This window comes from Snodgrassella sp. W6238H11 (assembly GCF_016100525.1).
Taxonomy (GTDB): domain Bacteria; phylum Pseudomonadota; class Gammaproteobacteria; order Burkholderiales; family Neisseriaceae; genus Snodgrassella; species Snodgrassella alvi.
Window position 1 is genome coordinate 78,114 of record NZ_JACFSH010000005.1, and the last position, 22,250, is coordinate 100,363.

20 protein-coding genes and 4 tRNA genes are annotated in these 22,250 nt (G+C 43.0%); 22 read left to right on the plus strand and 2 right to left on the minus strand.

Annotated features, from left to right (window positions below; genetic code table 11):
• The first annotated feature begins 244 nt into the window (after positions 1 to 244).
• Positions 245 to 1,111 (plus strand): pyridoxal kinase PdxY, encoded by an 867-nt coding sequence (pdxY, locus tag H3V00_RS09440; RefSeq protein WP_198207804.1) that lies wholly within the window; start codon positions 245 to 247, stop codon positions 1,109 to 1,111.
• Positions 1,112 to 1,187: 76 nt separating this feature from the next.
• On the opposite strand, the gene H3V00_RS09445 is transcribed toward pdxY, so the two are convergent.
• On the minus strand, positions 1,188 to 1,907 hold the full coding sequence (locus H3V00_RS09445; protein ID WP_198207806.1) for a YggS family pyridoxal phosphate-dependent enzyme: 720 nt from the start codon (positions 1,905 to 1,907) through the stop codon (positions 1,188 to 1,190).
• 159 nt (positions 1,908 to 2,066) lie between these two features.
• Here H3V00_RS09445 and H3V00_RS09450 point away from each other — a divergent pair, with 159 nt between their 5' ends.
• The 4 genes from H3V00_RS09450 to ruvC all read left to right on the plus strand — a co-directional run bounded on the left by H3V00_RS09450 (position 2,067) and on the right by ruvC (position 6,256).
• Positions 2,067 to 3,110, plus strand: coding sequence for a type IV pilus twitching motility protein PilT (locus tag H3V00_RS09450; protein ID WP_025329881.1), 1,044 nt, complete (start codon positions 2,067 to 2,069; stop codon positions 3,108 to 3,110).
• A 401-nt stretch (positions 3,111 to 3,511) separates the two neighbouring features.
• Positions 3,512 to 4,741 carry a PilT/PilU family type 4a pilus ATPase gene (locus H3V00_RS09455; protein WP_198207846.1) on the plus strand — a complete coding sequence of 410 codons (1,230 nt, stop codon included), beginning with the start codon at positions 3,512 to 3,514 and terminating at the stop codon, positions 4,739 to 4,741.
• A gap of 131 nt (positions 4,742 to 4,872) precedes the next feature.
• Positions 4,873 to 5,574 carry an N-acetylmuramate alpha-1-phosphate uridylyltransferase MurU gene (gene murU, locus H3V00_RS09460; protein ID WP_198207808.1) on the plus strand — a complete coding sequence of 234 codons (702 nt, stop codon included), beginning with the start codon at positions 4,873 to 4,875 and terminating at the stop codon, positions 5,572 to 5,574.
• A 130-nt stretch (positions 5,575 to 5,704) separates the two neighbouring features.
• Positions 5,705 to 6,256 carry a crossover junction endodeoxyribonuclease RuvC gene (gene ruvC, locus H3V00_RS09465; RefSeq protein ID WP_084587023.1) on the plus strand — a complete coding sequence of 184 codons (552 nt, stop codon included), beginning with the start codon at positions 5,705 to 5,707 and terminating at the stop codon, positions 6,254 to 6,256.
• Positions 6,257 to 6,360: 104 nt separating this feature from the next.
• Here the strand turns inward: ruvC and H3V00_RS09470 are convergent, their stop codons facing one another.
• Complete coding sequence (locus H3V00_RS09470) at positions 6,361 to 7,146, minus strand: DUF2071 domain-containing protein (RefSeq protein WP_198207810.1); 786 nt, start codon at positions 7,144 to 7,146, stop codon at positions 6,361 to 6,363.
• A gap of 386 nt (positions 7,147 to 7,532) precedes the next feature.
• Between H3V00_RS09470 and dprA the strand changes: the two genes are divergently transcribed.
• The 17 genes from dprA to rpoB all read left to right on the plus strand — a co-directional run bounded on the left by dprA (position 7,533) and on the right by rpoB (position 22,217).
• Complete coding sequence (dprA, locus tag H3V00_RS09475) at positions 7,533 to 8,711, plus strand: DNA-processing protein DprA (RefSeq protein ID WP_198207818.1); 1,179 nt, start codon at positions 7,533 to 7,535, stop codon at positions 8,709 to 8,711.
• Between the two features lie 11 nt (positions 8,712 to 8,722).
• Complete coding sequence (locus tag H3V00_RS09480) at positions 8,723 to 9,181, plus strand: DUF494 family protein (protein WP_025329887.1); 459 nt, start codon at positions 8,723 to 8,725, stop codon at positions 9,179 to 9,181.
• Between the two features lie 141 nt (positions 9,182 to 9,322).
• Positions 9,323 to 11,617, plus strand: coding sequence for a type I DNA topoisomerase (gene topA / locus H3V00_RS09485; RefSeq protein ID WP_198207820.1), 2,295 nt, complete (start codon positions 9,323 to 9,325; stop codon positions 11,615 to 11,617).
• 78 nt (positions 11,618 to 11,695) lie between these two features.
• Entirely contained in the window at positions 11,696 to 12,268 is a 573-nt protein-coding gene (rsmD, locus tag H3V00_RS09490; protein ID WP_174831062.1) for a 16S rRNA (guanine(966)-N(2))-methyltransferase RsmD, read from the plus strand.
• 91 nt (positions 12,269 to 12,359) lie between these two features.
• Entirely contained in the window at positions 12,360 to 12,614 is a 255-nt protein-coding gene (locus tag H3V00_RS09495; RefSeq protein WP_037392355.1) for a YfhL family 4Fe-4S dicluster ferredoxin, read from the plus strand.
• Positions 12,615 to 12,727: 113 nt separating this feature from the next.
• Positions 12,728 to 12,811, plus strand: a tRNA-Tyr gene (locus H3V00_RS09500).
• Between the two features lie 38 nt (positions 12,812 to 12,849).
• A tRNA-Gly gene (locus H3V00_RS09505) sits at positions 12,850 to 12,923 on the plus strand.
• A 22-nt stretch (positions 12,924 to 12,945) separates the two neighbouring features.
• A tRNA-Thr gene (locus tag H3V00_RS09510) sits at positions 12,946 to 13,020 on the plus strand.
• A 42-nt stretch (positions 13,021 to 13,062) separates the two neighbouring features.
• Positions 13,063 to 14,253, plus strand: coding sequence for an elongation factor Tu (gene tuf, locus H3V00_RS09515; protein ID WP_025329891.1), 1,191 nt, complete (start codon positions 13,063 to 13,065; stop codon positions 14,251 to 14,253).
• Between the two features lie 8 nt (positions 14,254 to 14,261).
• A tRNA-Trp gene (locus H3V00_RS09520) sits at positions 14,262 to 14,337 on the plus strand.
• 63 nt (positions 14,338 to 14,400) lie between these two features.
• The gene (gene secE / locus H3V00_RS09525) at positions 14,401 to 14,853 is read left to right on the plus strand and encodes a preprotein translocase subunit SecE (RefSeq protein WP_084563545.1); all 453 of its coding nucleotides are present in this window, start codon (positions 14,401 to 14,403) and stop codon (positions 14,851 to 14,853) included.
• A gap of 2 nt (positions 14,854 to 14,855) precedes the next feature.
• Positions 14,856 to 15,389, plus strand: coding sequence for a transcription termination/antitermination protein NusG (nusG, locus tag H3V00_RS09530; RefSeq protein WP_025329893.1), 534 nt, complete (start codon positions 14,856 to 14,858; stop codon positions 15,387 to 15,389).
• 126 nt (positions 15,390 to 15,515) lie between these two features.
• Positions 15,516 to 15,947, plus strand: a complete 432-nt coding sequence (gene rplK / locus H3V00_RS09535; protein WP_025329894.1) for a 50S ribosomal protein L11 — start codon at positions 15,516 to 15,518, stop codon at positions 15,945 to 15,947.
• Positions 15,948 to 16,640 (plus strand): 50S ribosomal protein L1, encoded by a 693-nt coding sequence (gene rplA / locus H3V00_RS09540; protein WP_198207822.1) that lies wholly within the window; start codon positions 15,948 to 15,950, stop codon positions 16,638 to 16,640.
• Positions 16,641 to 16,918: 278 nt separating this feature from the next.
• Positions 16,919 to 17,419 (plus strand): 50S ribosomal protein L10, encoded by a 501-nt coding sequence (rplJ, locus tag H3V00_RS09545; protein WP_025329896.1) that lies wholly within the window; start codon positions 16,919 to 16,921, stop codon positions 17,417 to 17,419.
• 54 nt (positions 17,420 to 17,473) lie between these two features.
• Complete coding sequence (gene rplL / locus H3V00_RS09550) at positions 17,474 to 17,848, plus strand: 50S ribosomal protein L7/L12 (RefSeq protein WP_084547966.1); 375 nt, start codon at positions 17,474 to 17,476, stop codon at positions 17,846 to 17,848.
• Between the two features lie 187 nt (positions 17,849 to 18,035).
• A complete protein-coding gene (gene rpoB / locus H3V00_RS09555; RefSeq protein WP_198207824.1) occupies positions 18,036 to 22,217 on the plus strand; it encodes a DNA-directed RNA polymerase subunit beta in 4,182 nt (1,393 codons plus the stop codon).
• Positions 22,218 to 22,250 lie beyond the last annotated feature (33 nt).

Consider the following 22,250-nt stretch of genomic DNA (forward strand, 5'->3'; position numbering starts at 1 on the left):
GTAAATAAATTTTATATCGTATTATTTTTGCAATGCTAGAGATAAATCCGGACAAATTATGTCGTAATTAGTGTGTATACAGGTATGAAAAGCAAGATTCCGGGCTGAGGTGTTGATATAAGTAATGATTTATCCGAACCAATATAATCTGAGTATAATCAGTTTTGTCAGCATGTTTAGCTGATTATCAGGTTTTTATGAAATCCGCCGGGTAAGCACTCATCGGATTGTAAATGGCATTATTATGAAAAATATACTTTCAATTCAGTCTCACGTGGTATTTGGTCATGCAGGTAACAGTGCTACTGTTTTTCCTATCCGTCGGTTAGGTGTCAATGTCTGGCCATTAAATACAGTACAGTTTTCTAACCATACTCAGTACAAGCAATGGAAAGGTATGGTAATGCCGGCTGCACATTTACTGGATATTGCAGATGGTATTGCTGCAATTGATGAATTAAAAAATTGTGATGCTGTACTAAGTGGTTATATGGGTTCAGCTGAGCAAGGCAATGCGATTACTGATATTGTCAGAAAAGTGAAACAGGCTAACCCGCAAGCCATTTATTTTTGTGATCCGGTAATGGGACATCCGGAAAAAGGCTGTATTGTGGCAGGTGGTGTAGCTGAATTTTTGTGTGATGTGGCTTTGCCGCTGAGTGATATGATTGCGCCGAATCTGTTTGAGCTGGAAGAATTGAACAACAAACAACGTATTCATAATGTTGAGGAAGCAGTTGCAGCCTGCCGTGCTTTATGCAATAAAGGTCCGCGGGTGGTTCTGGTGAAACATTTGAGCCGTGCCGGCTATAAGACAGACTGTTTTGAAATGCTGCTGGTCACTGCTGAGGAAGCATGGCATATTCACCGGCCACTGGTGGATTTTGGTGAGCGGCAGCCGGTAGGTGTGGGAGATATGACCAGTGGTATTTTTCTGGCTGACTATCTGTCCGGTAAGACCTTGCTGGAGTCATTTGAGCATACTACTGCTGCAGTATACGGCGTTATGCTGGAAACTCTAAAATGCCGGCAGTATGAGTTGCAAGTGGTCGCTGCTCAGGAAGAAATTGCTCATCCTATACATCGCTTTCAGGCTGAGAAAATAGCCTGATTGATTTATATATTTATCATAATGATGATAATTTTTGTGCTGCCGGTAAGAAATCCTTACCGGCATAATTTTATTTCTAAGAATTATTTTCTGTTTGAGTGTAGTTGCGCTGCCCAAAAATTGCACTGCCTACCCGTACATGAGTAGCTCCGCAAGCTATAGCAATACTTAAATCCGCGCTCATACCCATTGATAATACATCAACAGCAAAACCGGCCTGGTGCAAGTACTGTAACAGGTTTTGCATCTGATGGAACTGTTGTTGTAATTCAGTGTCTGTGCTACCAGCCTTGGCTACACACATAAGTCCGCGCAGTTTAAGACGCGGTAATTCGCTGATCATATTAGCCAGTGTCAGTAATTCGCTTTTATTTGGGCTAATACCATGTTTATTGCTTTCTGCTGAAATATTCACCTCAATACAGACATTGAGGGGCGGTAAATATTCAGGACGCTGCTCATGCAGCCGCCGGGCAATTTTTTCACGATCAATAGTGTGTACCCAGTGTGCCCGTTCTGCCACAATTCGGCTTTTATTTGACTGAATATGCCCTATCATGTGCCAGACAACATCCAGCTCAGCGAGCTGACTGGTTTTTTCGCTGAATTCCTGAATATAGTTTTCACCAAAATCATGCTGACCAGCCTCATATAAAGTAATGATATCATTGGCAGGAAAGGTTTTACTGACAGCAATCAGCTGTACCGGCTGTGGAGCCGCAGTTTGCCGACAGACATCATTTATGTTTGCCAGTACCTGTTGCCAGTGTTGAATTAAGATGTCTGTATTTTTCATAATTAATGGTGTTTTTCAAATTTTCTGATTAAATCTAAGTATATTTGTAAAAATTTTGACATAGTCACAAATATTTTCATTTTAAAGATACGACAACTTGATTAAAATAAGAACCATATTTTGTGCCTGTATCATGCAGGCAAGCATAATGGAGTAAATATGCAGATAACCGATTTATTGGCCTTCGGCGTTAAAAATAAAGCTTCCGACTTGCATCTGAGTGCTGGTCTGCCTCCCATGATACGCGTTAATGGTGATATCCGCCGTATCAATCTGCCTGAACTGAGTGCAGAAGAAGTAGGCAAAATGATTGCTTCTATCATGAACGATTATCAGCGCAAGGAATATCAGCAAAACCTAGAAACTGACTTTTCGTTCGAATTGCCCAATGTATCGCGGTTCCGTGTGAATGCCTTTAATACTGAACGCGGTCCTGCAGCCGTTATGCGTACTATTCCGAGTAAAGTTCTTACACTTGAAGAACTGAGGGCTCCGGCAATTTTTCAGAAAATTGCAGAACTGCCGCGCGGGCTGGTACTGGTAACCGGTCCTACTGGTTCCGGTAAGTCAACTACACTGGCAGCAATGATCGACTACATCAATAATAATGATGCCGGTCATATTCTAACAATTGAAGACCCGATTGAGTTTGTACATCAAAGTAAAAAATCGTTGGTAAACCAGCGTGAACTGCATCAGCATACTCATAGTTTCGCCAATGCCCTGCGTTCGGCACTGCGTGAAGATCCGGATGTGATTCTGGTAGGCGAAATGCGTGACCCTGAAACGATTGGTCTGGCCTTAACTGCTGCCGAAACAGGTCACTTGGTGTTTGGTACTTTGCATACCACAGGTGCTGCTAAAACCGTTGACCGTATTGTGGATGTATTCCCTGCAGGCGAAAAAGAAATGGTTCGTTCTATGCTGTCAGAAAGTTTGCAGGCAGTGATTTCTCAGACTCTGCTAAAAACCAAAGATGGTAACGGCCGTGTGGCAGCACATGAAATTATGATCAGTAATCCGGCAGTACGTAACCTGATTCGGGAAAACAAAATTGCTCAGATCAACTCTACTTTACAAACTGGTCAGAAATTCGGAATGCAGACACTCGATCAGTGTTTACAGCAATTAGTGCGTGAAAACCGTATTAGTATAGATGTTGCACGTGCCAAAGCAGTAAGTCCGGATCAGCTGGTAGGCTAATTGTTTGTTGTTTTTATATAGGAAAGTGTATTGATATGGGTACGTTGAAAGGTTCTGCTGAGGAGTCGTCCGCTTTATCTGATCTACTTGCAGATATGGTTAATCATTATCAACATCCTGCAGCAACCGGTGCTGCCGATACTTCTGCTTCCGGTACAGCTGCCAATACATCCACAGTGACAACAGAACAACCGGTTTTGCAGTCTAATGCTGTTGCAAAAGAGGTTACGGTAACGACAGCAAACCAAATATCAGCGCCGAATACAACAGCCACAACAGCAACTGCCGGAAATATGACAAAATCTGCTGTTACAGCAGTATCACAAACTGAAAAAGCTGTATCTGTACCGGTTGCAGAACGTATTCCTGCAAAGACTTCCGTTACTTCTGAAATCAATACAATGACAAAACCTACAAGCACAATGACAGATTCACATACACCCGATATCAGTGCAGCAGCTTCTGCCAGTACTCATACTTCCCTTACTCTGGAACGGGAAACTATCCATCTTCATCCGGTACTGGAAAAAATGGCTGTGGAAGCTGTGCGTTTAAATGCTGCTGATATCTTTATCAGTCCCGGATTCCCGCCATCATGGAAAATTGATGGTAAGATCACACCGGCGCCTACTAAGCCTTTAACTGCTGATGAAACTGCCAAAATTGCTATGTCAACCATGACCATGGCGCAACGTCAGCGGTTTATCCAAGAACTGGATCTGAACTATTCCATTATTGCTAAAAATGGCGTGCGCTTCAGGGTAAATGCCTATCATGAACAAGGTCGGGTAGGCATGGTACTGCGCCGGATTACCACCGATATTCCAACTACTGAAAGCCTTTTTCTCCCACCGGTGCTAGACGAGCTGGTAATGAAAAAACGCGGGCTGATTATTCTTGCCGGTCCTACCGGTAGCGGTAAATCCACTACTATGGCTGCTATGCTGGATTATCGCAATGCTAATTCTGCCGGCCATATTCTGACTATTGAAGATCCGATTGAATATGTTCATAAACCTAAGAAAAGCATTATTACTCATCGCGAGGTAGGCGTAGATACGCTGAGCTGGGATAATGCTATGCAAAGTGCACTGCGTGAGGCTCCTGATGTAGTCTGTGTGGGGGAGGTGCGCAGTGATGAAAGCATGGAGTATGCATTAAAGCTGGCTCAAACTGGCCACTTATGCTTTTTTACTCTGCATGCCAGCAGTGCAAATCAGGCTATTGAACGTATTCTGAACTTTTATCCGGAAGAGCAGCATAAACAAGTATTGATGGATTTGGCACTGAATCTGGTATGTATTATTGGTCAGCGCCTGGCTTCGAAAAAAGATGGTAAAGGCCGTCGTGCTGTGGTTGACTTGCTTATTAATACTGCTACTGTTCAGGACTATATCTACAAAGGTGAATTAATGCAGATAAAAGAACTGATGGCTAAAGCAGGTAATGATGGCATGCAAACTTTCGATCAATGTCTGTTCCAGTTATATGCTGATGGTATTATTGATTTTGACGAAGCCTTACGTCAGTCTGATTCACCCAATGACTTACGTTTACGTATTAATCTGTATGAACAGGGTGAAAAGGGTGCGGCAATCTTTGATACTGGGGCAGATTTGAATCTGATTTAAACTGATTAAATTTATTAATCAGCTATGATTTCGAATATTCAGGCAAAGCTATATGCTTTGCCTGTTATATTATCGGCTTGATCTATCAGCTTGTAATTTTAACTGTATTTACTACGGAATAATCAATCACCATGAAAGCCATGATTCTTGCTGCCGGACGCGGTGAGCGTATGCGTCCACTGACAGATACTTGTCCGAAACCATTGCTGAATGTTGGTGGTATACCTTTAATTGCCCATCATTTACGGCGGTTAAAGGCAGCCGGATTTACTGATATTGTTATTAATCATGCCTGGCTTGGACAGCAAATCGAAGATACTCTAGGTTCAGGGCGTACTTATGGCGTGAATATCCGTTATTCTGCGGAAGCTGAGGGTGGGTTGGAAACAGCCGGAGGGATTGCCACGGCCTTACCTTTATTGGGGCATGCCCCTTTTCTGGTCATAAACGGAGATGTTTTAACTGATATTGATTTTGCACAGGCGTTAAAGATTAGTAAAAAGTTACAGCAAACAGGTAAGCTGGCACATCTATGGCTGGTTAATAATCCGGTACATCATCCGGAGGGTGATTTTAGTCTGACGGACCAAGGAGATGTTGTTGAACGGCAGCCAGAAAACCTGACATTTACTTTCAGTGGTGTAGGTGTTTATCATCCTGCTCTTTTTAATGAGATACCAAGATATACCCGGGCTAAACTGGCACCTTTGTTGCGTACAGCTATGCAAACCGGGCTGGTGAGCGGAGAGTATTATGACGGTTATTGGCTGGATGTAGGTACAGTAGAGCGATTGCAACAAGCAAATCAATGGTTTGCTAAAAAAATATCATGAATCACTAACAGGTATGATTAATATACGGTAACATAATTTACTCAACTGGCAGAGCGAATATCCGTTTTATAAGATAGTGTCACAACCTGTCAGCATAAATTATTGTTTTTCAGTGATTAAGTAGTAAAGCATGCAAAAACAGCCGACAGAGCAAACTCATATTCGAATTCTGGGCGTTGATCCTGGCAGCCGAGTTACCGGCTTTGGAGTGATTGATGTCATCGGTAGCCAGCATATTTATGTGGCTTCCGGTTGTATTAAAACGACTTTAGGTGCCCCATTAGCTGAGCGTATCCGCATAATCGTTCAAAATTTACGTGAGGTGATTACAACCTATCAGCCAACGCAAACTGCTGTAGAACAGGTTTTTGTCAATGTTAATCCTGCTGCAACACTGGTACTGGGACAGGCTCGTGGAGCAGTATTGGCAGCATTAACCCTGGGAGAGCTGCCTGTATTTGAATATACTGCATTACAGGTCAAACAGGCTGTGGTAGGTAAGGGGAAAGCTGCTAAAGAACAGGTGCAGCATATGGTGGTGCAAATGCTGTCACTGTCGGGTACGCCTCAGGCTGATGCTGCGGATGCTTTAGCGGTAGCACTAACTCATGCTTTACGAAATTATAGTCTGGCTTCAAGAATTCAACAGGGACTAACCATTAAATCTGGTCGTTTTCGTTGAATTCTGTCCGCCAGACGATATTCTACTATTTGTCAAAGTACCTATTTCTATTTTCTATGTGCAAAACAATACTATTAGTAACTTATAATTTTTGTTGATAAAATCTATAACGCTGTTGGTGGTAAATAGATGGTAAATTCGTTGATAGGCTGAAGTAAAACGCTGTAGGGATGCTGCTGTTCATCCTGATTAACTAAATTCATTCTACTTAACAGGCCAAATTGTGCTGACTCAAGTTTTGCCGGCTTTACGTCCAGTCGATCATGCCAAACACGGTAAGTTCCCAATTTGCCATTACGCCGGTAGTAGAAGCCGGCCAGTGGATGAGTCAGATATACCAATGCAGTTTCATTATCAGGAAACCCCTGAAAATGAAATTGTTGGTCTGGCTGCTGGCTTAATTGTACCTGTGCAGGTGCCCAGTCAGACTCTGTATGCATTTCATAATGCTGGTAACATTTGTAAAGTGGGTCAAAGTGACAATTGAAACTTATTTTGCCCCGATGCCAAGGTAATTTCCATACATTACGGGGTACCATAATCGTCCAGGAATCCAGAGTTGTGCCTAAAAACCAGACACAGCGTTCACCAGTAGTGGTATCTATAATATAAATTCTATAGTTGGTTTGCCCCATGGTAAAAACAGGGAATGGATAAACGGCTGAAGTGAAATCAACATCCATAAAAGGTACTACTGATAACAAGCCTTTTTGCTCACCATTAATTATGACACTATCCAGCTGAAAACGTGATGGAAATAATCCTGCAAATCTTTCTGCATCAATCGCGTAAGTAATAATAGCAAAATGTTTTAATTTACAGTCTACATCTATGCCTGATGGAGCCGGACGCGGATGCAGAAAATCTTTAAATTTAAGAGGCGTTAGCATATCAATACCTTTAATTCTTATCTGGAAATCTAATCAGTATCAGGAGTCATAAATTTTCCTAAATTTAGTATATATATTAAATTTACAAAAGTAAACATTAATTAAAATAAATTATTAAATTTATTTTAAATATTACATTATAAAAAATAATAATTTCATATCATAAATTAATTTTTGTATATATAAAGAATATTAGATAAAATTATATTTTTAAAAGCTAATTAATTAGCTTATGGTAAACGGGGAATTATCTATTTAATATGTTTGTCATAATTGTAAAATTATTTGATTTGAATATTATGTGAATAAATAATAATAAAAAACAAAATTTGTTTATTTTTAATAATTTTGTCATAATCAAATGTAATAAATATTAAAAATATAATATGGATACACAAGAACGCCTAGCCTGGATTGAATTGGCATTGACTCCGTATGTAGGTGCTGAAACTTTTCTTCGCATAATTAAATATTTTGGTTCCGCGCAAAATGCTCTTAGTGCATCGGCTGCTGAAATATCGCCTTTTTGTCAACGGCAAATCAGTAAGTATTGGCATAGTGATGTAGCAAAGCAGGCAACTGAAGCAGCTATAGAATGGGAGCAAGCGCATACTGATGCACGTTTATTACTACTAGCAGATAATGATTTTCCGGCAATGCTAACCAAGGGTTTAACACCGCCTCCATTATTGTTTGTTCGTGGTGATAGTCAGTGTTTGCATCAACCTGCTTTATCAATTGTTGGTAGTCGGCATGCAACACCACAAGCCATGCGCATTACACATGATTTTGCAGCTGCACTGGCACGGAAAGGTGTAACAATTGTTTCAGGTATGGCTGGTGGCGCAGATACAGCAGCACATCAGGGTGCTTTGCAGGCGATGGGTACAACAGTGGCAGTTTGGGGTACAGGTATTGACAGAGTATATCCGGCACGCAATAAAAATTTAGCGGCACAAATTGCTGCTCATGGCTGTATTATTTCTGAATTTCCTTTAGGTACTCGTCCTTCTCCGGGAAATTTTCCACGACGTAACCGCTTGATTGCTGCACTTAGCCAGGGTACGCTGGTAGTTGAAGCCGCTACTGAATCAGGTTCATTGATTACTGCAAGACTGGCCGGAGAAATGGGGCGGGAAGTTATGGCGATACCCGGTTCTATTGATAATCCTTTAAGTAAAGGCTGTCACGCATTAATCAAACAGGGTGCCAAATTAGTAGAAAATCTGGAAGATATTTTGCAGGAATGTCCACGCCTCTTGCAAAAAAAAGATTTGCAATCATATAGCAATCGTCCTCATCTGCAAACTGATGATATAAGTAAATCATCTACAAATACTGATAGTTCAGAAGATTTATTATCAGTTCATTCATCAGATTGTATACTTAACCCGATGGAGCAGCAGGTGCTGGACGGACTGGGTTACGGCATAATGCATCCGGATATGTTAGTTACAGCACTTGGCATGGCTGCTACAGATGTGTATGCTCATCTCGTGACATTGGAGCTTGGTGGCTGGATTACCACTCTGCCAGGCGGCTGTTATCAACGCATTAAATCTTGAGAGGAAAGCAAATGATTGATGTAATAGCGTTTTTGATTGAGCACTTTCAAGACGTTGATGCATTTCCACCGCGTAAAGACTTAGGCGTATTGTTGGAAGAAGTCGGTTTTAATGATGAAGAAATCGGCGACGCTTTATCCTGTCTGGACGATTTGCGTTTTGAACCATTAATTCCGGCAGAAAAGTTACGCAATAGCACTGGATCACGCATTTATAATAATGAAGAGCTCGATGCGCTTCCGCTTGAAGTGCGTGGACTGGTACATTTTCTGGAGCAGAATGGTGCTCTTAATCCTGAGCAGCGTGAATTTGTACTCAATGCCCTGATGAACTTACCTTACGAAGATATTACGGTGGATCATGCTAAAGTATTAGCTTTACTGGTGTTATGGGCACACCGCTCAGAATTACCGGTGCTGATAGGTGATGAATTAATGGCTGCGCTCAATGGTGAAGCCGTCATGCAGTAAGTTACTGAAGCGATACAGTTGCATGAAAGCTTTCAGTCAGCGTGTCTGAAAGCTTTTTGCATTGTTCAAATGTATTTATTAGAATAATCCAGACTAACAACATATCACAAATATTTAAATTACGAATGTGAGCCTGAACTAATGGCAAAAAACCTGTTGATTGTTGAATCTCCATCTAAAGCGAAAACGCTGAAGAAATATTTAGGTAGCGATTTTGAAATTCTCGCTTCCTACGGTCACGTGCGTGATCTGGTTCCTAAAAGCGGTGCAGTGGATCCAGAAAATGACTTTACTATGAAATACCAGTTAGTAAGTCGTAATGCCAAACATCTCGATGCAATTGTGGCTGCAGCTAAAGAGGCTGATGCATTGTATCTGGCTACCGACCCGGATAGGGAAGGTGAAGCCATCTCATGGCATTTGCAGGAAATACTGAAATCCAAACGTGGTCTGAAAAACTTGCAGCCAAAGCGGGTAGTGTTTCATGAAGTGACCAAAAAAGCTGTACTAGATGCAGTAGCCCATCCGCGTGAACTGTCACAAACGCTGGTAGATGCGCAGCAGACAAGACGGGCACTGGATTATCTGGTAGGTTTTAATCTGTCACCTTTATTGTGGAAAAAAATTCGTCGTGGCTTATCTGCTGGCAGAGTACAAAGCCCAGCATTACGCATGATTTGTGAACGAGAAGAGGAAATCCGCGAGTTTACTGCACAGGAATACTGGACTGTACACCTTGACAGCCATAAAGCACGTACTAAATTTACCGCTAAACTAACCCATTGGCAGGGGCAGAAGCTGGAACAATTTGACATTTCTGATGAAGAACGTCAGCAAGGTATTGTTTCAGCTTTGGCCGGTCAACCAGCACATGTATCTAACGTAGAAAAGAAAAAGCGCAGCCGTAATCCTGCTGCTCCATTTACCACCTCAACTATGCAGCAGGAAGCAGTACGTAAGCTGAGTATGACAACTGATCGTACCATGCGTACCGCACAGCAGTTATATGAAGGTGTGGATGTCGGACAAGGAGCAGTGGGTCTGATTACGTATATGCGTACCGATTCAGTTAGTCTCTCAGATGAAGCTGTAACAGAAATACGTCATTATATTGACAACAAAATCGGTAATGAATTTTTACCTTCATCGCCCAAAATATACAAAACCAAATCTAAAAATGCACAGGAAGCGCATGAGGCTATTCGTCCTACCTCAGTGTATCGCACGCCAGAAGCAGTAAAACCATTTCTGACTGCCGACCAGTTTCGCCTGTATCAGATGATATGGCAGCGGGCAGTGGCCTGTCAGATGGCGCCTGCACGCTTTGATACTACCAGTGTTGATATTGTTGTAGGTAAAGGTATCTTCAGAGTAACCGGTCAGGTACAAACTTTTGCCGGTTTCCTCAGTGTCTATGAAGAGGGTGTGGACGACAGCGAAGAAGATGAGAATGCCAAAAAATTGCCGGAACTTCATGAGGGTGACATTTTGCCGGTTGACAGGATTTTTGGCGAGCAACATTTTACCCAGCCACCACCGCGTTATTCTGAAGCCAGTCTGGTTAAAGCATTGGAAGAATATGGTATTGGTCGCCCATCAACTTATGCCAGTATTATTTCCACACTAAAAGAGCGGGAATACGTTACTCTGGAACAGAAACGTTTTATGCCCACTGATACCGGTGAAGTGGTTAATAAATTTCTGACCGAACATTTCGGTCAGTATGTGGATTATAACTTTACTGCCAGACTGGAAAATCAGCTGGATGATATTGCCGGCGGTAAGCGGGAATGGAAACCCGTAATGCAGCAGTTCTGGAAAGGCTTTGATAAAGAAATCAAAGCTAAGGAAGATATACCCCGCGCAGAATTAACTGCCGAAAATCTGGATGAAATCTGTCCTAAATGCGGTACCCATCAATTACAAATTAAATTTGGTAAGCGCGGGCGTTTTATTGCATGCAGCGGTTATCCGGAATGTGACTACACCCGCAATGTTAATGAAACAGCCGAGGAAGCAGCAAAGGCAGCAGAAGAACCGACAGTTGTAGAAGGGCGGGTTTGCCCGAAGTGTGAAGGACAACTGGTATATAAACGCGGACGCTACGGTAAATTTATTGGTTGTGCCAATTATCCTAAATGTAAATATATTGAACCGCTTGAAAAGCCAAAAGACACGGGTATTGAGTGCCCTAAATGTCATAAAGGCAGTCTGATTGAGCGTAAAAGCCGTTATGGTAAATTATTTTACAGTTGTAATACTTATCCGGATTGTGATTATGCTGTCTGGAATCCGCCGGTTAAAGAAAACTGTCCGCAGTGTGGCTGGCCAATAATGACCATCAAAACAACTAAGCGGCGCGGAACTGAAAAAGTGTGTCCGCAAAAAGAGTGCGGTTATACGGAGCAGATTGAGCCACCTGCACCAAAAGAATAAATCAGGCTGCTTTAAGAAATTAGATGTATCAAGACTTTCAGAATGCCTGAAAGTCTTTTTTTATCGGAGTGAGTATACGTGGCAAAAGTACAGCATCAGCATCGCAATCAGGTACGCATTATTGGCGGTACTCATCGCGGACGTAAATTAACATTTCCGGCAGCCGAAGGATTGCGTCCGACTGCAGATAGCGTGCGTGAACGATTGTTTAACTGGCTGGGACAGGATTTAACCGGAATGGCAGTTCTGGACCTTTTTGCCGGTAGCGGGGTAATGGGGCTGGAGGCTGCATCACGAAATGCTGCCAAAGTTACTATGATAGAAAAAAATCGTCAGGTTGCTGCGGCAATAAAAAGTAATGTGCAACAATTGAATTTTGGGCAGATAGAGCTTATCTGTACAGAAGCACACAGTTTTCTCATAAATAATCACCAACAATTTAACATAGTATTTCTCGATCCGCCGTATGTCTGGCAGCAATGGCATGAACTGCTGGATGCTCTTTCATTACATTTGCTTCCGAATGCGCGCGTATACATGGAAAGTAACACATTACCTGTACTTCCTGCTGGCTGGGAGGTACTTAAACAAGGAAAGTCAGGTATAAGTCGTTTTGAATTATTGACTTATCATAAAATTGATGCTGAATAGAGAGAAAGGCGGGATTGCAGGAGAGAAAACAAAATAGTGCTATAATCCGCGCCCAACGGTTTAGAGTTAAATTTAACGATAAAGGAAAAACATGTCACTCTTGATAACAGATGAGTGCATTAACTGCGATGTATGTGAGCCTGAGTGCCCGAACAACGCTATTTATCAGGGTGATGAGATTTATGAAATCACCCCGGAGCGCTGTACACAGTGTGTAGGCCATTATGATGAGCCGCAATGCCAGCAGGTTTGCCCGGTAGACTGTATCATTATTGATGAAGAACATCCGGAAAGCGAAGAAGAGCTGGAAGCAAAATATCAGCAGCTAATGGCGGAAAAAGAGTAAATTTTTCCAAGCATGAAATGTATTTGAAACAGTTAATTACTATTTAAAGCAAAAAAAAATGCTGAATAGACTTGACGAAGTGGCAAATGAACATTATCATGCCGTTCTCTTTTGGAGGGATTCCCGAGCGGCCAAAGGGGGCAGACTGTAAATCTGTTGCGAAAGCTTCGAAGGTTCGAATCCTTCTCCCTCCACCAAAATTCCAGTCTTACTTGTAGTTTTTTTAAGTGAGTATGCGGGTGTAGCTCAATGGTAGAGCAGAAGCCTTCCAAGCTTACGGTGAGGGTTCGATTCCCTTCACCCGCTCCAGATAAGTAAATACCTACCGTACGCCCATGTAGCTCAGGGGTAGAGCACTCCCTTGGTAAGGGAGAGGCCGACAGTTCAATTCTGTCCATGGGCACCATTAGAATTGATAAACCTAATCATCTTTAGATAGGAAGTAGCCATGGCTAAAGAAAAATTCGAGCGGAGCAAACCGCACGTAAACGTTGGCACCATTGGTCACGTTGACCATGGTAAAACCACTTTGACAGCTGCAATGTGTACCATTCTGTCCCAGAAATTTGGTGGTGCGGCCAAAGCTTATGATCAGATTGACAATGCCCCGGAAGAAAAAGCCCGTGGTATTACTATTAATACATCACACGTAGAATACGAAACCGCAGAACGTCACTATGCGCACGTTGACTGCCCGGGACACGCTGACTACGTGAAAAACATGATTACCGGTGCTGCCCAGATGGACGGTGCGATTCTGGTGGTTTCTGCAGCTGACGGTCCAATGCCACAAACCCGTGAGCACATCCTGTTAGCCCGTCAGGTAGGTGTACCTTACATTATCGTTTACATGAACAAATGTGACATGGTAGACGATGAAGAGTTGCTGGAACTGGTAGAAATGGAAATTCGTGACCTGTTGTCAAGCTACGAATTCCCGGGTGATGATGTTCCTTTGATTAAAGGTTCAGCTCTGAAAGCACTGGAAGGTGACCAGTCAGACATTGGTGAGGCTTCAATTATGGCTTTGGCAGATGCACTGGACAGCTATATTCCTACACCGGAACGTGCAGTAGACAAACCATTCCTGTTGCCGATTGAAGACGTATTCTCAATTTCAGGTCGTGGTACCGTGGTTACTGGTCGTGTAGAACGCGGTGTAATCAATGTAGGTGACGAAATTGAAATCGTTGGTTTGAAGGATACCCAGAAAACCACATGTACTGGTGTTGAAATGTTCCGCAAATTGCTGGATCAGGGTCAGGCAGGTGATAACGTAGGTGTATTGCTGCGTGGTACCAAACGTGAAGAAGTAGAACGTGGTCAGGTACTGGCAAAACCGGGCAGCATCACTCCGCACACCAAATTCAAAGCAGAAGTATACGTACTGAGCAAAGAAGAAGGTGGTCGTCATACACCGTTCTTTGCGAACTACCGTCCGCAGTTCTATTTCCGTACAACAGACGTAACTGGCGCAGTAAGTCTGGCAGAAGGTGTGGAAATGGTAATGCCGGGAGAGAATGTAACGATAGATGTAGAACTGATTCATCCGATTGCGATGGAAGAAGGCTTACGCTTTGCGATTCGTGAAGGTGGCCGAACAGTTGGTGCCGGTGTGGTTGCTAAAGTTATCGCTTAAAGTTTTGTAGGCCAGTAGCTCAATTGGTAGAGTATCGGTCTCCAAAACCGAGGGTTGGGGGTTCGAGACCCTCCTGGCCTGCCAAAAAATCAGACTAATCGGCCAATGGTCGGTTAGTCTTTTTTGTATTAATTAAAAGGTGGTTATATGGACAACAAAACATCGAAAGATGTAGGAGCCAAAACCAAAGCACAATTAAAAGCTGAAGCTAAGCAACAGCAGGAGTTGGAAGTCAAACGTAATAAATGGTTTGATTTATTGAAATATCTTCTCTCTGCTATATTGGTTGCCGCTGGTATTCAGGCATTCTATGCTCTTGATGCGCAATTGCCACTTTATATCCGTTATTTATTTCCATTGGTAGGTGTAGTAGCAGCCATTGTAATTGTATTTTTTTGGAGTACGGGTGGACGCAAACTTACTGCTTATGTGCGCGACTGTGTATCGGAAGCCAGAAAAGTAGTTTGGCCAGAGCGTAATGAGGCATTGCGCATGACCCTGTTTGTGCTGATATTTGTTGCTGTCTTGTCGTTATTTATTTGGGGTGTTGACAGCCTGATTTCATGGTTGTTATTTGACATCTTTATGAGGAGAAGCTGATCATGGCAAAACAGTGGTATGTTGTACACGCTTATTCCGGTTTTGAAAAAAATGTACAAAAAACCTTAAAAGAGCGCATTGAGCGTGAAGGAATGGGTGAATATTTTGGTCAGATACTGGTGCCGGTTGAAGAAGTTGTAGATATAAAAAACGGGCGTCGCAGTATTACTGAACGTAAATTTTTTCCTGGTTATGTTCTGGTAGAAATGGATATGACCGATGCTTCATGGCATTTGGTTAAAAATACACCACGTGTGACTGGCTTTATTGGTGGAACAGCCAATAAACCATTACCTATTTCAGCTCGTGAAGTGGATGCTATTTTGCATCAGGTGCAAAGTGGAGTAGAAAAACCGAAACCAAAAGTCCTCTTTGATGTTGGTCAGCAAGTGCGGGTAAATGAAGGTCCGTTTAAAGACTTTAATGGTGTTGTAGAAGAAGTCAATTACGAACGCAATAAACTGCGTGTTGCTGTGCAGATATTTGGACGTGAAACACCGGTTGAGCTGGAATTTTCTCAGGTAGAGAAAATTTAACTGCAATAATGCAACATAAACTAACCTGTGCTTGTAAGGAAAAGGTTTTTTCTTTATAATCACGGGTCTTGCTTTTGGGGAGCAGCATTTGCTGCGTCATACCCGTTTATTTGGAGTTTAAATCAAGTGGCAAAAAAAATTGTAGGCTATATCAAACTGCAGATTCCTGCAGGTAAAGCCAATCCGTCTCCTCCGGTAGGTCCGGCGCTGGGTCAGCGTGGTCTGAATATTATGGAATTCTGTAAAGCCTTTAATGCGGCTACGCAGAATGTTGAGCCGGGTCTGCCGGTTCCGGTAGTGATTACTGCATTTGCAGATAAATCATTTACCTTTGTAATGAAAACGCCACCGGCTTCTATTTTGCTGAAAAAAGCAGCTGGTCTGCAAAAAGGTAGTTCAAATCCATTAACCCAGAAAGTGGGTAAAGTGACTCGTGCACAATTGGAAGAAATCGCCAAGACTAAAGAGCCTGATTTAACTGCTGCTGATCTGGATGCGGCGGTACGCACCATTGCCGGTAGTGCCCGTTCAATGGGTTTAGATGTGGAGGGTGTGTAAATGGCTAAGCTTTCAAAACGCATGCAGGCTATTCGTGCTGCTGTGGAAACCAATAAATTATATGCTATTGATGAAGCACTGAGTCTGGCTAAAGCTAATGCTACGGCCAAATTTGATGAATCTATCGATGTATCTTTCAATCTAGGCATTGATCCACGTAAATCTGATCAGATTGTTCGTGGTAGTGTAGTACTGCCTAAAGGTATCGGTAAAACTGTACGTGTAGCTGTATTTACTCAGGGTGCTAATGCCGAAGCTGCAAAAGCGGCTGGTGCTGATGTGGTTGGTTTCGATGATCTGGCTGCTGAAGTAAAAGCAGGTAATCTGGACTTTGATCGGGTAATTGCATCTCCTGATGCTATGCGTGTGGTAGGTCAGCTGGGTACTATTTTGGGTCCGCGTGGTTTGATGCCAAATCCGAAAGATAGTACTGTTACACCGAATGTTGCTGAAGCTGTTAAAAATGCGAAAACTGGCATACGGTATCGTACAAATAAAGATGGTATTGTACAAGCAACTATTGGTCGTGCTTCTTTTGATGTCGCTGATCTGCGTGAAAACTTTAACGCATTACTAGACGCCATTGTTAAAGCTAAACCTACTGCAGCAAAAGGTCAGTATTTGCGCAAAATCGCCGTATCCAGCACGATGGGTACAGGTCTGCGTGTTGACAGTACTTCTGTAAATAATTAAGAAGTATCGTTGAATTTTGGCAGTTTGGTCTCATATCAGACTGCCTTAAAAATTCATATAAATGTCTTACATTTATATGTTGGGCTACTTAGAAATAAGTAGATGTCCAAGACCGTAGGGAATTTGTGGTAGTAAAACAAATTTTAAAAATTAACCCTACGCAGACGGTAGTCCCGGATAATCTTGTGTAAGCTTTGCTTACGGATGTCTTTTTGGGTTGCCGCGCTGGGTGGAGTGGTATTCATATCGCTCTGATTAAAAACAGTGGGAGGTAGACCTTGAGTCTCAATATTGAAACCAAGCAAGCAGCCGTAGCCGAAATCGTAGCAGCCATTGCTAACGCTCAAACTATGGTTATTGCCGAGTATCGTGGTATCAGTGTTGCCAGTATGACCGAACTGCGTGCCAATGCTCGTAAAGCAGGTGTATACCTGCATGTGTTGAAAAACACATTAGCCCGTCGCGCTGTTGAAGGTACATCATTTGCCGCTCTGGCTGATCAGATGGTTGGTCCGTTGGTTTATGCGGTATCTGAAGACCCGGTTGCTGCTGCAAAAGTACTGCACCAGTTCTCGAAAAAAGATGAAAAAATTGTACTGAAAGCAGGTTCATATAATGGTGATCTGCTGGATGTTGCTCAGGTAGCAGAACTTGCTTCTATTCCGAGCCGCGACGAATTGCTCGCGAAATTGCTGGGTATTATGCAAGCACCTGTTTCCGGTTTTGCCCGTGCGCTTGCTGCTTTGGCTGAGAAAAAAGCCGGTGAAGAAGCTGCCTAAATTTCATCTGATTTATATTTAAATTTTTATTCTCAATTATTGGAGTTTAATAGCATGGCTATTACTAAAGAAGACATTCTGGAAGCAGTTGGTAACCTGACCGTTATGGAATTAAACGATCTGGTTAAAGCTTTTGAAGAAAAATTTGGTGTATCTGCAGCTGCTTTGGCTGTTGCTGGTGGTGGTGCTAGCGGTGGTGCTGCAGCTGCCGAAGAAAAATCTGAATTCGATGTAGTATTGACTTCTGCCGGTGCTCAGAAAGTTGGTGTGATTAAAGTTGTTCGTGCTATCACTGGTCTGGGTCTGAAAGAAGCTAAAGATCTGGTTGACGGTGCACCTAAAACTCTTAAAGAAGGTGTTTCTCAGGCTGAAGCTGACGACATTAAAAAACAACTGGAAGAAGCCGGCGCTTCTGTCGAAATCAAGTAATTTCAGTTGCGTTTTACAGGCTGGTAGCTTAGGCTACCAGCCTGCTTTCGCTTGTCTACCTCAAGTGATATTTTATAAATATTTACAAAAAAACCTTTAATTTACCTAATTTTACTCTTTTGATATTAACAGTTATCTGAGTATTTATAAAACCTTACTTGCCAAACCTCCCTACTGGAGACTGTACATGTCCTACTCTTTTACTGAAAAAAAACGTATCCGTAAAAGCTTTGCCAAACGTGCGAATGTATTAGAAGTGCCGTTTTTATTGGCTACGCAGTTGGATTCTTATACACAGTTTTTACAGATGGAAACACCCTACGACCAGCGTGCAGATGTTGGTCTTCAGGCTGCTTTTCAGTCTATTTTTCCGATTATCAGTCATAACGGTTATGCCCGCCTTGAGTTCACCCATTATGTATTAGGTGAACCAGTGTTTGACATTCCGGAATGTCAGCTGCGTGGTATTACTTATGCAGCCCCGTTGCGGGCACGTATCCGGCTGGTGATTTTGGACAAAGAGTCATCCAAACCTAATGTGGTTAAAGAAGTTCGTGAAAATGAAGTTTATATGGGTGAAATTCCGTTGATGACACCCAGTGGTTCATTCATTATTAACGGTACTGAACGCGTCATTGTTTCACAGTTGCACCGTTCTCCGGGTGTATTCTTTGAACATGACAGAGGTAAATCACATTCATCTGGTAAATTATTGTTTTCAGCACGGATTATTCCTTACCGCGGTTCCTGGCTTGACTTCGAATTTGACCCGAAAGATTTGCTGTATTTCCGTATCGACCGTCGTCGTAAAATGCCGGTAACTATTTTACTGAAAGCTCTTGGGTTTACACCGGAACAGATTCTGGACATGTTCTATGACCGTGAAAGTTACCACCTGTCTAAAGATGGTGTGCATACTGATCTGATTCCGGCACGTCTGAGAGGTGAAACTGCCAAGTTTGATCTGGTAGATAAAGACGGCAAAGTACTGGTACAAAAAGGCAAACGTATTAATGCCAAGAATATCCGTGACATTATTGCTGCAGATATTAAATGGCTGGAAGTTGAACCGGAAAGTCTGATTGGCAAGGTACTGGCTGCTGATGTGGTTGTTCCGGATACCGGTGAAATACTGGCTAAATCCAATGATGAAATCACGGAAGAGTTGCTGGCACAGTTTGATATACAGGGAATCAAAGAAATTTCAACGCTGTATATTAATGATCTGGATCAGGGTGGTTATGTTTCAAACACTTTGCGTACTGATGAAACTGAAGGTCAGCAGGCTGCACGTATTGCAATTTATCGCATGATGCGCCCGGGTGAACCGCCAACCGAAGACGCTGTTGAGGCATTGTTTAATCGCCTGTTCTTTAGTGAAGACAGCTATGACTTGTCACGTGTCGGCCGGATGAAATTCAACACCCGTACCTATCAGCAAAAATTGCTGGAAGCACAGCAAGAGTCATGGTATGGCCGTCTGATGACACAAATTTTTGCCAATGCTGATAAAGAAGGCAATCATGTACTGACTATTCCGGATATTGTATCCGTAATTGCTACACTGGTTGAATTGCGCAACGGACATGGTGAAGTAGATGATATTGACCATTTGGGTAACCGTCGCGTACGTTCTGTGGGTGAGCTGGCTGAGAACCAGTTCCGCAGTGGTCTGTCTCGTGTAGAACGTGCCGTTAAAGAACGCCTGAATCAGGCTGAATCAGAAAATCTGATGCCGCATGACCTGATTAATGCCAAACCGGTTTCTGCTGCAATCAAAGAGTTTTTCGGATCCAGTCAGTTGTCTCAGTTTATGGATCAGACTAATCCGTTGTCTGAAGTCACCCATAAACGCCGTGTATCTGCATTGGGACCCGGTGGTCTGACCCGTGAGCGTGCCGGTTTTGAAGTGCGTGACGTACATCCGACTCATTACGGTCGTGTATGTCCGATTGAAACACCTGAAGGTCCGAATATTGGTTTGATTAATTCGCTGGCAGTTTATGCCCGTACTAATAAATACGGCTTTCTGGAAACCCCTTATCGTCGAGTTGTCGACGGTAAAGTAACCAATGACATTGATTATTTGTCTGCTATTGAAGAAGGTCGTTTTGTTATTGCCCAGGCGAATGCCGATCTGGATAAAGACGGCCGGATTATCGGTGATTTGGTAACTTGCCGTGAAAAAGGTGAAACCATAATGGCAACACCGGATCGCGTACAGTATATGGACGTGGCTACCGGTCAGGTGGTTTCAGTAGCGGCTTCACTGATTCCGTTCCTTGAGCATGACGACGCCAACCGTGCTTTGATGGGTGCCAACATGCAACGTCAGGCAGTACCTTGCCTGCGTGCTGAAAAACCATTGGTTGGTACCGGTATTGAACGCTCTGTGGCTATTGACAGTGCTACAGCTATTGCGGCCAGTCGCGGCGGTGTTGTGGAATATGTGGATGCAAACCGTGTCGTAGTACGTGTTAATGATGACGAGGCTACTGCTGGTGAAGTGGGTGTGGATATTTACAATCTGGTGAAATTCACCCGTTCTAACCAGTCAACCAATATTAATCAGCGTCCTGCCGTACAGAAGGGTGATGTTATCCAGCGCGGTGATGTTATTGCGGATGGTGCTTCTACTGATTTAGGTGAGCTGGCATTGGGTCAGAATATGACTATCGCCTTCATGCCATGGAATGGTTATAACTATGAAGACTCAATTCTGATTTCAGAACGTGTCGTTGCCGGTGATCGTTATACTTCAATTCATATTGAGGAATTGAATGTGGTATCCCGTGATACCAAGCTGGGCGCCGAGGAAATTACCCGTGATATTCCGAATTTGTCTGAGCGTATGCAAAATCGTCTGGATGAATCCGGTATCGTTTACATTGGTGCTGAAGTAGAAGCCGGCGATGTACTGGTAGGTAAGGTGACACCTAAAGGTGAAACTCAGCTTACACCAGAAGAAAAACTGTTGCGTGCTATTTTTGGTGAAAAAGCCAGTGATGTAAAAGATACTTCACTGCGTATGCCTACCGGCATGAGTGGTACTGTTATTGATGTTCAGGTATTTACCCGTGAAGGTATTGAACGTGATAAACGTGCTAAAGCGATTATCGATGCAGAACTGAAACGCTATCGTCAGAATCTGACTGATCAGTTGCGCATTTTCAATGATGATGCTTTTGACCGTACTGAACGTCTGATACTGGGACAAAAAGTCAATGGCGGACCATTGAAACTGGCTAAAGGTGCAGAAGTTACTAAAGAATATCTGGCTTCATTGCCGAGCCGTCATGACTGGTTTGATATTCGTCTGAGTGATGAAAGTATTGCGAAGCAGGTGGAACTGATTAAGGAAAGTTTGCAGGCCAAGCATGAAGAATCAGATGCTCTGTATGAAATCAAGAAGAAAAAACTGACACAAGGCGATGAATTACAGCCGGGTGTACAGAAAATGGTTAAGGTGTTTATTGCCATTAAACGTCGCCTGAAAGCCGGTGACAAAATGGCCGGCCGCCATGGTAATAAAGGTGTGGTATCCCGCATTCTGCCGGTTGAAGATATGCCTTACATGGCCGACGGACGCGCTGTGGATATCGTACTGAATCCGCTCGGTGTACCAAGCCGTATGAATATTGGTCAGATTCTGGAAGTACATCTGGGCTGGGCTGCCAAAGGTATTGGTGAGCGTATTGACCGTATGCTGACAGAAAAACGTGCTGCTGATGATATTCGTGCTTTCCTTGAGAAAGTGTACAACAGCAGTGGTAAGAAAGAAGATTTATCGCAGTTTAATGACGATGAAATCATCAATCTGGCTCAGCATTTGCGTAAAGGTATGACTGTAGCTACACCGGTATTTGATGGTGCGGAAGAATCCGAAATCAAAAACATGCTGGCACTGGCTTATCCAGAGGATGATCCGGAAATTCAGAAACTGGGCTTTAATGATACCCGTACGCAGATGACACTGTATGATGGTCATACCGGAGAAGCCTTTGACCGTAAGGTGACTGTAGGGGTAATGCATTATCTGAAACTGCACCATCTGGTTGATGAAAAAATGCATGCCCGTTCTACTGGTCCGTACAGTCTGGTCACTCAGCAGCCGCTGGGTGGTAAAGCTCAGTTCGGTGGTCAGCGTTTTGGTGAGATGGAGGTTTGGGCACTGGAAGCTTATGGTGCTGCCTATACTCTGCAGGAAATGCTGACTGTGAAATCAGATGACGTCACCGGTCGTACCAAAATGTATGAAAACATTGTTAAAGGCGAGTACAAGATTGATGCCGGCATGCCGGAATCATTCAATGTGTTACTGAAAGAGATTCGCTCTTTAGGCCTGGATATGGATTTGGAACGTTACTAACCGACACCGGTCGTATACAGTGTGTCAGGCATA